Below are 14,104 nucleotides of genomic sequence, written 5' to 3'. Positions count from 1 at the left end.
CCACGGGCGTGACGGCTACACAGGCCATCCGCCTCCGTTGCGGTAGATAGAAGAAAAAAGCCTGCGCTAGGGCAGGCTTTTCAGATCCCGCTGCGCCAGTTGCGCAGCGGAGGTTCCGGGATACTGGCTGATGACCTGCTGGTACATGCCCTTGGCCCGATCGGTGCGGCCGAGCTTCTGCTCGACCCCACCCAGTTTGTAGAGCGAATCCGGCACCTTGTTGCTGGTGGGATAGGCCTGACTGACCTTGGCGAAAGCCTGGCCTGCGGCCTGCAGATCGCCCTTGGCCAGATTCACTTCACCCAGCCAGTATTGGGCGTTGCCGGCGTACTGACTGTTGGGATATTTGCGCAGAAAGGCATTGAACGCCTGACTGGCCTTGTCGAAATCCTTGGCTTTGATCAGATCGAAGGCAGCGTCGTAGTACAGCTTTTCCTTCGCTGGATCGCCCGGTTCGCTACTGGCGGCAGGTGCCCCTGCGGAAGCAGGCGGGGTCGGCGTATTGTTGGCCGCGATGGCACCCCCCTGGGCGGCACCCGCAGCGGCTCCGGCACCTGCATTGGCAGGAGCGGAAGAAAGCTGGGAAATACGGCCATCCAGATCCTGGTAACGATCCAATCCTTCCTGCTTGAGCTGGCGGATCTCGTTTTCCTGAACCTCGACCTGGCCACGCAGGCGCGCGATATCGTCCTGCATCTGCTGCAACTGCATGAACAGTTGACCCATGCCGGAAACGGGAGCCCCGTTTCCGGCACTGGCCGCGCCTGCGTTGCCATAGCCTTGCCCAGCGGACTGGGCAACGCCATAACTACCATCCTGTACGGGAACCTGAGCCCCGGCGACAACCGGTACACCAAGGGTCAGGGCGATCAAGAACTGCAGGCGCTTGGACATCGTTTATTACTTCTTCAGCTCGACGCGACGGTTCTGAGCCCAGGAAGCCTCGTCGTGACCGACGGCAACCGGACGCTCTTTACCGTAGGACACCAGCTCCAGCTGAGCCGGGGACACGCCCTGCAGCACCAGGTAGCGCTGAACGGCCTTGGCACGACGCTCGCCCAGCGCCAGGTTGTACTCGCGGGTACCGCGTTCGTCGGTGTTGCCTTCCAGAACGACGCGCTGGCCGCTGGCCTTCAGGTCACGGGCGTGAACGTCCAGAGCGCGCATGGCTTCCGGCTTCAGGTCGGAGCTGTCGTACTCGAAGTAGAAGGTGGTGATGGCGCGCAGAGCGGCTTCGTCACCCATGCTGCCGTCGACGGCACCCGAGTTGGCGCCGTAGCCAGCGTTCGGGTCGACAGCACCGGCGCCAGCGCCAGCACCAGCGCCTTCACCGGAGGCGTCGCCGCCCTTGGAGGAACAGCCTACGGCCACGGCCATGGCCAGAGCCAGCGCAGCGAACTTGCCGAATTTCAGCATTTCCATCATGTAACTCCTAAAAGAACCGCAATGTTGGTGTAACTAAGGACTTTTCTAATTAGCCGTCAGTTCAGGTAAGGAGACCAGGAAGGCTCGCGCACGTCACCCTGGGCGGTGGGAATAGGAATCCGGACGCGACCATTGATGGAGACAAGCATCAGTACGCCTCGGTCCTGCTGGCGGGTGGCGTAGATTAGCATGGTGCCATTGGGCGCAACAGTGGGCGAATCGTTGAGGCTGGTGTTGGAAAGTACCCGCACAGAGCCGCGCTGGAGGTCCTGCGCAGCGATCTGGAAGTTGGTGAAACCTTCCTGACGATGCACCATGACCAGGGTCTTTTCATCCGCCGAAAGTTTCGGGTTGGCATTGTAGTTACCGACGAAAGTCACGCGCTCAGCACCCCCGCCATTGGCGCTGGTCTTGTAGATCTGCGGCTTGCCGGAACGGTCAGAGGTGAAATAGATGGTCTGGCCATCCTTGCCCCAGAAGGGCTCGGTATCGATGGCGGAGTCATTCGTCACACGACGAATGGCACGCGAACCGAGATCCATCACATAGATCTCGGGGTTGCCATCCTTGGACAGCACGAAGGCCAGGCGATTGCCATCGGGCGAAAACGCCGGCGCACCATTCAGGCCTTCGAAGTTGGTCAGCTGCTCGCGGCGACCGGTGTCGATGTACTGCATGAAGATGCGCGGGCGCTGCTGCTCGAAGGAGACGTAGGCGATGCGCTTGCCATCCGGCGCGAAACGCGGCGACAGGATCGGCTCACGCGACTGCAGCAGGGTAACGGCACGCGCACCGTCATAGTCGGCGCGCTGCAGGGTGTAACGGGTGTTGGTGGCGGAGAAGCGCTCGGCGGTCACATAGAGGATGCGCGTCGAGAAGGCACCTTTCACCCCGGTCAGCTTTTCATAGGCCTGGTCCGAAATGAAGTGCGCCATGTCGCGCAGCTGATCGGTGCTGCCGCCGACGTTGCCGGTCAGGACCTGCTGTTCGGTGGAGACGTTGAAGAGGGCGTAGCTGATCTGCAGGCGGCCACCGTTGGGCACGACATTGCCTACCAGCACGTAATTGGCGCCCAGCGCCTTCCAGTCACGGAAGATGACTTCGCTGGCCTGGCTCGGCTGACTCAGCATGTTCTGGCGTGGAATCGGCGAGAACACCCCGGAGTTGCGCAGGTCGTCGCTGACGATATTGCCCAGGTCTTCCGGCAGCGGCTGACCACCCTGCCAGCCGAAGGGCACGACGGCGATCGGAATGGCACGATCACTACCGCTGGAGATCACCAGCGGATCGGCCGCCTGGGCGGAGCCCACCACCAGGACCAGGCCCAGCAGGATGTAACGGATCAGGGTGTTCACAGACTCAGGTCCTCCGGTTTGAAGATCATGCGGCGCTGACGGTACAGCTGATCGAAGGTCTTGCGATCCAGCTGCTGCAGCTCACGGATACGACCGACGTTACGCACGGCCGATACCGCTGAATTATCGAATTCCTTGTTGCCACTGGAGCGGGTAACCGTCGCGCTGGTAATGGTGCCGTCTGGCAGCATGTTGATCTGCACCTCGACGCTCATACCATTGCGCGCCGACTGCGGACGCGTCCACTGCTCGCTGACCAGACGCACGATCAGGTCATCGAAGCTCGATGCCACCTCGTCACCCTGCTCTTCGGCCAGTGCCTGCTGCCGCTGGGTATCATCGGACAGCAATTCGGCCAACGCCTGCGCCTTCTTGTCTTCCGCCGCCTTGCGTGCAGCTGCCTGGGCAGCCTTCTTCTTGGCGTCGTCTGCCGCTTTCTTCTTGGCAGCCTCGGCTGCAGCCTCTTTCTTGGCCGCTTCTGCCGCCGCCTTCTGCTTGGCCTCTTCCGCCGACTTCTGCTTGGCTGCTTCGGCCGCCGCCTTCTTGGCCGCTTCGTCGGCTGCCTTCTGCTTGGCGGCTTCGTCGGCCTTCTTCTTGGCGATATCCGCCTGCTTCTTCTGCTCGACAGCCTGTTTGGCTTCCGCAGCCGCCTTGGCGGCCTCGGACTGTTTCTCGGCCTCAGCCTTGGCTTCGGCGGCTTTGGCCGCCGCTTCCGCTTGCTGCGCCTTTCGAGCGTCGTCGGCTTTCTTTTGTTCCGCGGCCTGTTGCTGGGCTTCCTTCTGTTGCTGAGCCGCCTTGGCCGCCGCCGCTTCGCGCTGGGCTTCCTGTTGCTCGCGGCGCTGCTCCAGCTGCTCCTGCTCGTACTGTTTGGCCGCCGTCTTCTTCGCCTCCCCCGCCAGTTTCTGCTCGGTCTGCACCTGCGCGGAACTCTTGGACTTGAGCTGGACCAGGGTGGCCTGGACGACCGGGCGCGACTGGGGCAATTCAGGGGTGAAGGCGAAGCTGACAAACAGCAGGCCGAAAATCAGCACATGCAGGGCGACTGCCCAGATGACCGGCCAGAAATAACTTTCGGACGACGAACGCTCGCGGTGTCGCATCAAGGCGCCTCGGTAATCAACCCGACGTTGGGCACGCCGGCCTGTTGCAAGGCACCCATGGCGCCGGCCACGACACCGTAGTTGGCAGCCTTGTCACCCCGGATGAACACCTGGGTGTCCGCCCGCTGACGCATGATGGCACCGACCTGCTGACTCAGTTGGGGCAGCGACACCGCGGTCTCGGACTTGGCCTTCTGATCGGTATCCACCTCGGAACCGACGTTCCAGTAGTAGGTGCCGTTGGCCTTCACCGAGACGGTGAGGATCTGCTTGTCGTTGTCTTGCGGCAGGGCCTGACTGTCGACCTTGGGCAGGTCGACCTTGACGCCCTGGTTGAGCATGGGCGCCGTCACCATGAAGATGACGAGGAGCACCAACATCACGTCGATGTAGGGCACCACGTTCATCTCGGCGACGGGCTTGCGTTTCTTGCGGCGAGGGACCATGGGATACCTCTTTATTCGTCGCTGGTGTGGACTTTGCGGTGCAGGATGGCCTGGAATTCGTCCGCAAAGGTGTAGTAGCGGTTGATCAGCATTTCCGAGCGGGCAGCGAAGCGGTTGTAGGCCACGACGGCGGGAATGGCGGCGAACAGACCGATGGCGGTGGCGATCAGGGCTTCGGCGATGCCGGGAGCCACGGTGGCCAGGGTCGCCTGCTGGGCGGTGGACAGGCCGCGGAAGGAGTTCATGATGCCCCAGACGGTACCGAACAGACCCACATAGGGGCTGGTGGAACCGACGGTGGCCAGGAACGGCAAGGCCTGATCGAGTTTTTCTTCCTCACGGGAGATGGCGACGCGCATGGCGCGCGAGACGCCTTCCATCACGGCATCGGGATCCACTCCGGGCTGCTGACGCAGGCGGGAGAATTCCTTGAAGCCGGCGCGGAAGATCTGCTCGACGCCGGAGTCCGGATCGGGGTTGCTGCCGGCCTGGCGATACAGCTTGGACAGATCGATGCCCGACCAGAATTTCTCTTCGAAGGCATCCAGGGAACGCTTGGCGGCGCGCATGGCATTGCCGCGCTGGATGATCATGATCCAGGACGTGACAGAGGCTGCGACCAGGATGAGCATCACCAGTTGCACCACCAAGCTGGCGTTGGCAATGAGGCTCCACATGGACGTATGGTCGACGTTGGGTTGCACGCTTAATCTCCTGATTGAATTGACGCCGGATTTCCGGCAAGAACCGTTCGCATGGCTGCAGGGATAGCCCTGGGCCTGAAGCTGTCAGCACGCACGCAGGCGACCGTCACCCACCCTTCACAGAGCAGGACAGCGTCCCTGGCGCGCCGGACCTCCTGGTGAAACCTGAGGCTGGCGCGCTTCGCCTCGACCACCTCGGCACCGATCAGCAACTCGTCATCCAGTCGCGCGGGCGCATGGTAGCGCGCTTCGCTGCTATGGACGACGAACAGCAGACCATCCCGGGCGAGTTCGGACTGGGCATAGCCCAGCGCGCGCAGTCGCTCGGTGCGGGCGCGTTCCATGAACTTGAGGTAGTTGACGTAATAGACGATGCCGCCGGCATCGGTATCTTCGTAGTAGACACGACACCTGAGGACGGACGGCGACGGGCTCCGCGATTGCGCGTGCATACTCTAGAACCTAGCCTCGCCGTTGCCAATCAGAAATGTTCGCAACTGCATTTAATTACCATTGACCTCGAACAGATCGGGTGTACCACCCTGGGCCAGACGCGTCGGCAGATTGAGCCCGAAGTGCAGATAGGCATGGCGGGTCACCACCCGTCCGCGCGGCGTGCGCATGATATAGCCTTGCTGGATCAAATAGGGTTCCAGCACATCTTCGATGGTGTGACGCTCTTCGCTGATGGCGGCAGCGAGACTGTCGACGCCCACCGGACCACCGTCGAACTTGTCGATCATGGTCAGCAGCAGACGGCGATCCTGGTGATCGAAACCCTGGGCGTCGACGTCCAGCAGATCGAGGGCACGACTGGCGATGTCGTGGCTGATGTGACCCTGCCCGCGCACCTCGGCGAAGTCCCGCACCCGCCGCAGCAGGCGATTGGCGATCCGCGGCGTGCCACGCGCCCGGCGGGCGATTTCCATGGCCCCCTCGGCCTCGATGGCGAGACCGAGAATGCCGGCCGAGCGGGTGACGATGGTGGCCAGATCCGCGGTGCCGTAGAACTCCAGACGCTGGACGATCCCGAAGCGGTCGCGCAGCGGATTGGTCAGCATGCCGGCGCGGGTGGTCGCGCCGACCAGGGTGAAGGGCGGCAGATCCAGCTTGATGGAGCGAGCCGCCGGACCCTCACCGATCATGATGTCGAGCTGGTAGTCCTCCATCGCCGGATAGAGCACCTCCTCGACGATGGGTGAGAGTCGATGGATCTCGTCGATGAAGAGCACATCACCGGCTTCCAGGTTGGTCAACAGCGCGGCGAGATCGCCCGGGCGTTCCAGCACGGGGCCCGAGGTGCTCTTCAGGGAAACCTGCATTTCCTGGGCGATGATGTTGGCCAGAGTGGTCTTGCCCAGGCCGGGTGGGCCGAAGATCAGGGTGTGGTCGAGGGCCTCGCCCCTGCCCTTCGCGGCCTGGATGAACAGCCCCATCTGGTCGCGCACCACCGGCTGGCCGATGTAGTCGGCCAGACGCACCGGACGGATGGCGCGATCCTGGAATTCCTCACGGTCGCGGCCAGTGCCCGAGATGAGGCGATCGGTTTCTATCATGGGATCAGACCATGCCCTTCAGGGCGCGACGGATGAGTTCCTCGCTGGAAAGGTCTTCCCCCTCCACGGCGGCGACGGCGCGGCTGGCTTCCTGGGGCTTGAAGCCCAGGGCGACCAGGGCGCTGACCGCATCGGCCTCGGCGCTGGCCACGACGGCGGCCTGGTTCGGCAGGACCAAGGGAGCGATGCCGGGCAGGCTTTCCCAGGCCTTGAAGCGGTCCTTCAGCTCGACCAGCAGGCGCTCGGCAGTCTTCTTGCCCACCCCTGGTACCTTGACCAGGGCGGCCGTGTCCTGGGCTTGCACGCAGCGAACCAATTCATCCACCTCGAGACTGGACATCAACGCCAGGGCCAGCTTGGGGCCGACACCATTGAGCCGGATCAGCTCGCGAAACAGCTCACGCTCGCGCTTTTCCCCGAACCCATACAGCAGGTGCGCATCTTCCCGTACCACGAGGTGGGTATGCAATGTGACGATTTCACCCTGGGCCGGCAGCCGATAAAGGGTCGTCATGGGCACTTCGACCTCGTAGCCGACTCCGCCCACGTCGAGCAGGAGATGCGGCGGCTGCTTTTCCGCCAGGGTGCCACGTAGACGACCGATCACAGGGTTACCTTCCTAACGTTGGAGCGAGAGGGTTGAGCGAATAGGACTAGAGCCGCAGACGACCGCCGCGGCGGCGGGTGGCCAGCAGGCCATGAGGCACCAGGCTCTGCCGGGTATGGGCATGGCACAGGGCGATGGCCAGGGCATCGGAGGCGTCGATCTGCGGCTTTTCGGTCAGCCGCAGCAGGTGCATGACCATCAGCATTACCTGCTGCTTGTCCGCCCCGCCGTTGCCGACCACGGCCTGCTTGACCTGGCTCGCGGTGTACTCGGAGATCTCCAGGCCACCCTCGGCACCGGCGACGATGGCCGCCCCCCGGGCCTGACCCAACTTGAGCGCCGAATCGGCGTTGCGCGCCATGAACACCTGCTCGATGCCCATGGTGACCGGCCCGTACTGGGCGATGACGTCGCGCACCCCGCGATAGACGATCTGCAACCGCTCGGGCAACGGACCGTTTCCCGTACGGATGCAGCCGGAGGCCACGTATTCGCAGCCCCGCCCGGTGTCGCGCACCACGCCAAAGCCGGTCAGCCGCGAGCCCGGGTCGATGCCCAGCACCAGGGTGCCGGGCGCATCGGGCGGCAGGCGCTCGTAGAGGGACATCAGCCGAGCTGCTCCATGACATCCTCGGGGATGTCGGCGTTGGAATAGACGTTCTGCACGTCATCCAAGTCTTCGAGCATGTCGATCAGCTTGAGCACCTTCTGCGCGGTGTCCAGATCCAGGGTCGCAGAGGTCGAGGGGATCATGGTCACCTCGGCTTCGTCGGCCTTATAGCCGGCGGCGGTCAGGGCTTCGTTGACGGCGATGAAGTCGGCGAAGCTGGTGAAGACGTCGATGGAGCCATCGTCGTTGGCCACCACGTCGTCGGCACCGGCTTCCAGGGCCGCTTCCATCAGGGCGTCTTCGTCCAGGCCGGGGGCATAGCTGATCTGGCCCTTGCGCTCGAACAGATAGGCCACCGAACCGTCGGTACCCAGGTTGCCACCGCACTTGTTGAAGGCGTGGCGGACTTCGGCCGCGGTACGGTTGCGGTTGTCGGTCATGGCTTCGACGATGATGGCGACACCGCTCGGGGCGTAGCCTTCATAGGTCAGTTCCTCGACGTTCTCGCCTTCGCCGGCACCCACGCCACGGGCGATGGCCCGGTCGATGGTGTCGCGGGTCATGTTGGCGGTCAGCGCCTTGTCCACCGCCAGACGCAGGCGGGGATTGTCGGCAGGAACGCCGCCGCCCTGGCGCGCGGCCACGGTCAGCTCACGGATGATCTTGGTGAAGATCTTGCCTTTCTTGGCATCCTGGCGTTCTTTGCGATGCTTGATGTTGGCCCACTTGGAATGACCGGCCATAAGCTACTCCAATCTCTTGACGATGACGGCACCGGCGGCGAGGGCCGCGGCGCACTGAAAAGGGAAACGGAGGGCATCCACCTGGGCGCCCTCCTCCGATAGGACCTATTCCGCCTTGGGCTGCTCGCGCAGGCGGATGTGCAGCTCGCGCAGGGCCTTGGCATCCACGGCGCCGGGCGCCTGAGTCATGACGTCGGCCGCGCTCTGGGTCTTCGGGAAGGCGATGACTTCGCGAATCGAGGAGGCGCCGGTCATCAGCATCACCAGGCGATCCAGACCGAAGGCCAGGCCACCGTGGGGCGGTGCACCGAACTTGAGGGCGTCCAGCAGGAAGCCGAACTTCTCTTCCTGTTCCTCGGCGCTGATGCCGAGAACCTCGAAGACCGCCTGCTGCATCTTCTTGTCGTGGATACGGATGGAACCGCCACCCAGCTCGGTGCCGTTGAGCACCATGTCGTAGGCCCGCGACAGGGCTGCGCCCGGATTGGCCTTGAGCGCCTGCGGGTCGCACTTGGGCGAGGTGAAGGGGTGGTGCATGGCGGTCAGGCTGCCATCGTCGTTTTCCTCGAACATCGGGAAGTCGACCACCCACAGCGGCGCCCACTGGCAGGTCAGCAGGTTGAGGTCGTGGCCGAGCTTGATGCGCAGCGCGCCCAGGGCTTCGGAGACGACCTTGGTCTTGTCCGCGCCAAAGAACACGATGTCGCCATCCACCGCACCGACGCGGTCGAGGATGACGTTGATGTTGTCCAGCGGGATGTTCTTGACGATGGGCGACTGCAGGCCCTCGACGCCGGCGGCGCGCTCGTTGACCTTGATGTAGGCCAGGCCCTTGGCGCCATAGATGCCGACGAACTTGGTGTAGTCGTCGATCTGCTTGCGCGGCATGCTCGCCCCGCCCGGTACCCGCAGGGCGGCGACGCGGCACTTGGGATCGTTGGCCGGACCGGCGAAGACCTTGAAGTCGACGTCCTTGAGCTGGTCTTCCACGTCCACCAGCTCCAGCGGGATGCGCAGGTCCGGCTTGTCGGAACCGAAGCGACGCATGGCTTCGGCCAGGGTCATGTGCGGCAGCTCACCGAATTCGACGTCCAGCACTTCCTTGAACAGGTTGCGCACCATGGTCTCGGTGATGTCCATGATGTCTTTTTCATCGAGGAAGCTGGTCTCGATGTCGATCTGGGTGAATTCCGGCTGGCGGTCGGCACGCAGGTCTTCGTCACGGAAGCACTTGGCGATCTGGTAGTAGCGATCGAAGCCGGCGACCATCAGCAGCTGCTTGAACAGCTGGGGCGACTGCGGCAGGGCGAAGAAGCTGCCGGGATGGGTGCGGCTGGGCACCAGGTAGTCGCGGGCACCCTCGGGGGTGGCGCGGGTCAGGATCGGGGTTTCCACGTCGAGGAAACCGTTTTCGTCCAGGTAGCGGCGGATGCTGGAGGTGATGCGCGAGCGCAGCTTGAGCTTCTCGGCCATCTCCGGACGGCGCAGGTCGATGAAGCGATAGCGCAGGCGGGTCTCTTCACCGACGTCGGTGTACTCGTTGAGCGGGAACGGCGGGGTCTCCGCTTCGTTGAGCACTTCCAGCTCGTAGCCCAGCACCTCGATGGCGCCGGAGGCCATGTTGGCATTGCGCGCGCCTTCGGGACGCAGGCGCACCTTGCCGGTGAGCCTGACGACATATTCGCTGCGCACGCGGTCGGCCTTGGCGAAGGTTTCGGCGCGATCCGGATCGAACACCACCTGGGCCAGGCCTTCGCGATCGCGGATGTCGAGGAAGATGACCCCGCCGTGGTCACGGCGGCGGTGGACCCAACCGCAGAGGGTGATTTCCTGGCCGTCCAGGCTCTCGTTCAACTGGCCGCAATAGTGGCTGCGCATCATGGTCGTGGTTTCGCTTCTCTAGAACAGGCTGAATGCGTGGAGGCACCGGGCCGCCAGGGCCGGGTGCTCGACTGAACGGGAGATTCTATATCATCCGTCACGATTTTACCGTAGCCGGGCGCGCAGCTCGACACGCGAACACTGGCTAAACGGCCAGCAGTTCTGTGATAGCCTCGGAGCCCTTCGCAACCGACGCACAGGAGCCGTCAGCATGGAAATCAACATCGGAATCGCCGAACAGGATCGTGCCCAGATCGCCGAGGGCCTGTCGCGCCTCCTGGCCGACACCTACACCCTGTATCTGAAGACCCACAACTTCCACTGGAACGTGACCGGGCCGATGTTCAACACCCTGCACCTGATGTTCGAGACCCAGTACACCGAGCTGGCGGTCGCCGTGGACGACATCGCCGAGCGCATTCGCGCCCTCGGCTTCCCGGCGCCGGGCACCTATGCCGCCTACGCCCGGCTGTCGAGCATCAAGGAAGAGGAAGGCGTACCGGACGCCCAGGAGATGATCCGGCTGCTGGTGCAGGGCCAGGAAGCCGTGGTGCGGACCGCCCGGGGCATCTTCCCGCTGCTGGACAAGGTCAGCGACGAGCCCACCGCCGATCTGCTGACCCAGCGCATGCAGACCCACGAAAAGACCGCCTGGATGCTGCGCAGCCTGCTGGCCGCCTGAGTCCGGCTACCGTCGCGGGCCACGGCCCGCGACGGTGCCATGATTGAGCGGCCCTCACCTTTTGGGTTTAATAAGGACGCGCTTTTCGCGCCGGGTCATTCCGCTGTCGGGCACCGCTCCGGCAGTTTCGGCAGACCCGTGTTATCTATCCCAAGGTGATTTCACATTGAACACGTTATCTACTGTCCATGTCGTGGTGGGCGCTGCTGCGCTCCTGTTATCGGCGATTCCCGGACTGCAGTCCGATACCTCGTCCTTCGATCAACCCGAGTCCATCCACCTGGCCCTGCTGGGTCTTGCCACCCTCCTCTTCACACCCTTCTCCCGTAGCCGCAGCAGCGGCGCCCAGAAACTCGCCAGTGTCCTGCTGGTGCTCGCCGTCGTGGCCCAGACCTTCATCCTGCTGGCGCCCCTCGAGCAGATCGGCGGCCTGCCGGCCGAGCTGCTGCCGCTGGCGCTGACCCTGGTCGCCGCCCTGGCCAGCCTGCCGGAGAAGTTTCGCGGCCAGGCCGGCAGCGCGCCGGTGGTCGATGCCGAGCCACGCCCGCGCCAGGCGGCGCGTCCGGCGCCCGTTGCGGCCGCCCCGGCACGCCCGCTGGCCGATGACCGCGAGCGCGGCACGGTGAAGTGGTTCAACACCTCCAAGGGCTTCGGCTTCATCTCCCGCGATACCGGCGACGATATCTTCGTGCACTTCCGCGCGATCCGTGGCGAAGGCCATCGGGTGCTGATGGAAGGCCAGCGCGTGGAGTTCTCGGTGATCCAGCGCGACAAGGGTCTGCAGGCCGAGGACGTGATCATCGCGGCCTGATCCGTACCAGCCAAAAGAAAGGCCGCCCATGGGCGGCCTTTTTCATGGGCGCGCGAGGCTACTGCCGCTGGGCGGCCGCTGCCTTGCTGTCGTTCATGCCAGTGGTGTTGCCGAGCAGGCTTGCCGTGGCGATCTGGATGAAGGCCTCCAGGCGCTTCTGCAGCTCGGGCGCGCTGGCGTCGCCCTTGAGCACCTCGCCACCGGCCTGGGTGCCCAGGTGATAGCGATAGAGCACGGCATCGCGATCACGCGGCTTGACCAGGATGCGATCGCCGGTGACCAGGGCCACGGTCTGGTCACTGCCCGAGGGCTTGATCACCGCCACACCCGGATCGCCCTGGGGCAGGCCCAGCAGGTCGCGGCCCCAGCACTGGTGCTGGGTCGGCTTGCCGAAGCGGGCCAGTACCGTGGGTACCACGTCGATCTGGCTGCCCACGGTGTCGCGACGGGCGCCAAAGGTTTCCTGCACGCCCGGACCGATCAGCAGCAGCGGCACGTTGAAGCGCGACAGGTCCATCTCGGTGATCTGCTCGTTGTTGCCGAAGCCATGGTCACCAACAATGACGAACAGGGTGTCCTGGTACCAGGGTTCCTGCTTGACCTTGGCGAAGAACTGCCCCAGCGACCAGTCGGCATAGCGCATGGCGGTGAGGTGCTCGTCGAGCGAGCCGTGGCCGGTGACCGGCGTGACCGGCAGGTCCTTGGGCAGTGCATAGGGGGTGTGGTTGGACAGGGTCTGCAGCAGCGCATAGAAGGGCTTGCCGTCCGGCGCCTTGGCCAGGGCGTCCAGTTCCTGCACGGAGCGGTCGAACATGTCCTGGTCGGAGACACCCCAGGTCGGGTCCATGAACACCGGATTGACGAAGTCTTCGCGACCGACGAAGCGGGTCATGCCCTGGTTGCTGAAGAAGCCGGACTGGTTGTCCCACTGGAAGTTGCCGTTGTAGACGTAGACATCGTCGAAACCGCGGGTGCTGAGCAGTTGCGGCAGACCGGAGAACTGGTGGGCGCCCTCGGGCATGCGCATCAGGTACTCGAAGGCCGGCAGATTGGGGAAGCAGGCCATGGTGGCGAACATGCCCTGGTGGGTATGGGTGCCGTTGGAAAAGAAGCGGGTGAACAGCGTGCCCTGCTTGGCCAGGGCGTCGAAGTTGGGGGTGATGCCGTCTTCGTTGCCCAGGGCGCCGATATAGCGACCGGCCATGCTTTCCATGAGGATCACCACCACGTTGCGCACCTTGGGCAGTTGGCCGTCGGTGGGCGGGGTGTAGATCCGGCGGACGGCAGCCTTGTCGGCATCGATCAGTTCGTCACGCGGGGTCAGCAGCAGCTGCCGGGTGGTGGCCAGCGCCTCGGCGGCCGGCATGGTGGCCTTCCAGCTGTTGTCGCGATGATCGGAGAAGCTGTTCTCGGCGGCATTGATCAGCGTCAGGGTGCCGTTCAGACCCAGATGGTTGGCGAACATCGAATCGGTGGTATAGGCGTCGCCCCAGCGCAGCGGCGGCCCGGACCTCAGGGTGCCACGGGCGGCGATGACGGCTACCACCAGGCAGAGCATGAAGACCGCGCCCCGGCGATACCAGGCGGCCGGTCGCGCCGCGACATGACGCCGTGTGGCCCGCTCGACGCCAAAGAACACCAGGCCCAGCAGCAGGGTCGCCACGGCCCAGGCCAGCAGCAGGCGCACCACCGGGAAGCCGTTCCAGATCATGCTGGTGACGGTGTGCAGGTCTTCCTGCATGTACTGGAACACCAGGCTGTTCAGGCGCTGGTGGAATTCGCGATAGAAATTCAGCTCGCCGACGCCCAGCAGCAGGCAGAGGCTGGCGGCCAGGGTGAACCAGCCGGCCTGCAACCGGCGCGCGGCCATGGCTCTGGCGCTCAACAGGCAGAGCAGCGAGGGCACGCAGATATAGACCACCAGGCGCAGGTCGAAGCGGGCGCCGTTGAAGAAGGCCTCGGCGAAGGTGGCGAAGGGCGAATCACCGATCAGGTCGGTGTTGTAGGCCAGCAATGCCAGGCGCAGCAGGGTGAACATGACCAGCAGCGCCAGGCCGCAGCCCAGGACGAAGCTCAGGTGGCTGCCCAGCGTCGGCACCGGGCGGATGCCGGGGGTGCGCGGGGATTGGGGGACTTCCGTTTGCGACATGAAAACACCTTGTCAAAAGCAGCAGGGATTCGCGG

At 64.2% G+C, this 14,104-nt stretch carries 15 protein-coding genes and 1 pseudogene; 3 read left to right on the top strand and 13 right to left on the bottom strand.

Annotated features, from left to right (window positions below):
- Window positions 1-66: 66 nt before the first annotated feature.
- The 12 genes from ybgF to aspS form a co-directional block, all read right to left on the bottom strand.
- The gene (gene ybgF / locus OMP44_RS02500; protein ID WP_133861223.1) at window positions 67-894 is read right to left on the bottom strand and encodes a tol-pal system protein YbgF; all 828 of its coding nucleotides are present in this window, start codon (window positions 892-894) and stop codon (window positions 67-69) included.
- 6 nt (window positions 895-900) lie between these two features.
- Window positions 901-1,422, bottom strand: coding sequence for a peptidoglycan-associated lipoprotein Pal (gene pal, locus OMP44_RS02495; RefSeq protein WP_007160328.1), 522 nt, complete (start codon window positions 1,420-1,422; stop codon window positions 901-903).
- A 59-nt stretch (window positions 1,423-1,481) separates the two neighbouring features.
- Window positions 1,482-2,780: a Tol-Pal system beta propeller repeat protein TolB gene (tolB, locus tag OMP44_RS02490; protein ID WP_133861224.1), complete on the bottom strand. Its 1,299-nt coding sequence runs from the start codon at window positions 2,778-2,780 to the stop codon at window positions 1,482-1,484.
- Complete coding sequence (gene tolA, locus OMP44_RS02485) at window positions 2,777-3,883, bottom strand: cell envelope integrity protein TolA (RefSeq protein ID WP_252977172.1); 1,107 nt, start codon at window positions 3,881-3,883, stop codon at window positions 2,777-2,779. The genes tolB and tolA overlap by 4 nt, the downstream gene beginning before the upstream one ends.
- Window positions 3,880-4,326: a protein TolR gene (gene tolR, locus OMP44_RS02480; RefSeq protein ID WP_133861225.1), complete on the bottom strand. Its 447-nt coding sequence runs from the start codon at window positions 4,324-4,326 to the stop codon at window positions 3,880-3,882. Before tolR ends, tolA begins: the two co-directional genes overlap by 4 nt.
- A gap of 11 nt (window positions 4,327-4,337) precedes the next feature.
- On the bottom strand, window positions 4,338-5,030 hold the full coding sequence (gene tolQ / locus OMP44_RS02475; protein ID WP_133861226.1) for a protein TolQ: 693 nt from the start codon (window positions 5,028-5,030) through the stop codon (window positions 4,338-4,340).
- Between the two features lie 2 nt (window positions 5,031-5,032).
- On the bottom strand, window positions 5,033-5,482 hold the full coding sequence (gene ybgC, locus OMP44_RS02470; RefSeq protein ID WP_133861227.1) for a tol-pal system-associated acyl-CoA thioesterase: 450 nt from the start codon (window positions 5,480-5,482) through the stop codon (window positions 5,033-5,035).
- A gap of 51 nt (window positions 5,483-5,533) precedes the next feature.
- A complete protein-coding gene (ruvB, locus tag OMP44_RS02465) occupies window positions 5,534-6,586 on the bottom strand; it encodes a Holliday junction branch migration DNA helicase RuvB (protein WP_133861228.1) in 1,053 nt (350 codons plus the stop codon).
- A gap of 4 nt (window positions 6,587-6,590) precedes the next feature.
- Window positions 6,591-7,193: a Holliday junction branch migration protein RuvA gene (ruvA, locus tag OMP44_RS02460; protein WP_133861229.1), complete on the bottom strand. Its 603-nt coding sequence runs from the start codon at window positions 7,191-7,193 to the stop codon at window positions 6,591-6,593.
- Window positions 7,194-7,239: 46 nt separating this feature from the next.
- Complete coding sequence (ruvC, locus tag OMP44_RS02455; protein WP_007160336.1) at window positions 7,240-7,800, bottom strand: crossover junction endodeoxyribonuclease RuvC; 561 nt, start codon at window positions 7,798-7,800, stop codon at window positions 7,240-7,242.
- Window positions 7,800-8,546, bottom strand: coding sequence for a YebC/PmpR family DNA-binding transcriptional regulator (locus OMP44_RS02450; RefSeq protein ID WP_133861230.1), 747 nt, complete (start codon window positions 8,544-8,546; stop codon window positions 7,800-7,802). The genes ruvC and OMP44_RS02450 overlap by 1 nt, the downstream gene beginning before the upstream one ends.
- A 105-nt stretch (window positions 8,547-8,651) precedes the next feature.
- Window positions 8,652-10,427, bottom strand: a complete 1,776-nt coding sequence (gene aspS / locus OMP44_RS02445; protein WP_133861231.1) for an aspartate--tRNA ligase — start codon at window positions 10,425-10,427, stop codon at window positions 8,652-8,654.
- A gap of 211 nt (window positions 10,428-10,638) precedes the next feature.
- On the opposite strand from aspS, the gene OMP44_RS02440 reads away from it, so the two are divergent.
- The 3 genes and pseudogenes from OMP44_RS02440 to OMP44_RS02430 all read left to right on the top strand — a co-directional run bounded on the left by OMP44_RS02440 (window position 10,639) and on the right by OMP44_RS02430 (window position 11,920).
- Entirely contained in the window at window positions 10,639-11,109 is a 471-nt protein-coding gene (locus OMP44_RS02440) for a Dps family protein (protein ID WP_132832088.1), read from the top strand.
- 43 nt (window positions 11,110-11,152) lie between these two features.
- Window positions 11,153-11,584: pseudogene (locus OMP44_RS02435) on the top strand (cold shock domain-containing protein membrane protein); the annotation flags it as partial.
- Window positions 11,585-11,704: 120 nt separating this feature from the next.
- Complete coding sequence (locus OMP44_RS02430) at window positions 11,705-11,920, top strand: cold shock domain-containing protein (RefSeq protein WP_166655908.1); 216 nt, start codon at window positions 11,705-11,707, stop codon at window positions 11,918-11,920.
- Window positions 11,921-11,978: 58 nt separating this feature from the next.
- On the opposite strand, the gene OMP44_RS02425 is transcribed toward OMP44_RS02430, so the two are convergent.
- Window positions 11,979-14,069 carry an LTA synthase family protein gene (locus OMP44_RS02425; RefSeq protein WP_280306249.1) on the bottom strand — a complete coding sequence of 697 codons (2,091 nt, stop codon included), beginning with the start codon at window positions 14,067-14,069 and terminating at the stop codon, window positions 11,979-11,981.
- Between the last annotated feature and the right edge of the window lie 35 nt (window positions 14,070-14,104).

This window comes from Pseudomonas flavocrustae (assembly GCF_029872515.1).
Lineage (GTDB): Bacteria > Pseudomonadota > Gammaproteobacteria > Pseudomonadales > Pseudomonadaceae > Chryseomonas > Chryseomonas aestiva.
The sequence above is the reverse complement of the archived record's forward strand: the minus strand, read 5'-3'. Positions and strand labels throughout refer to the sequence as shown.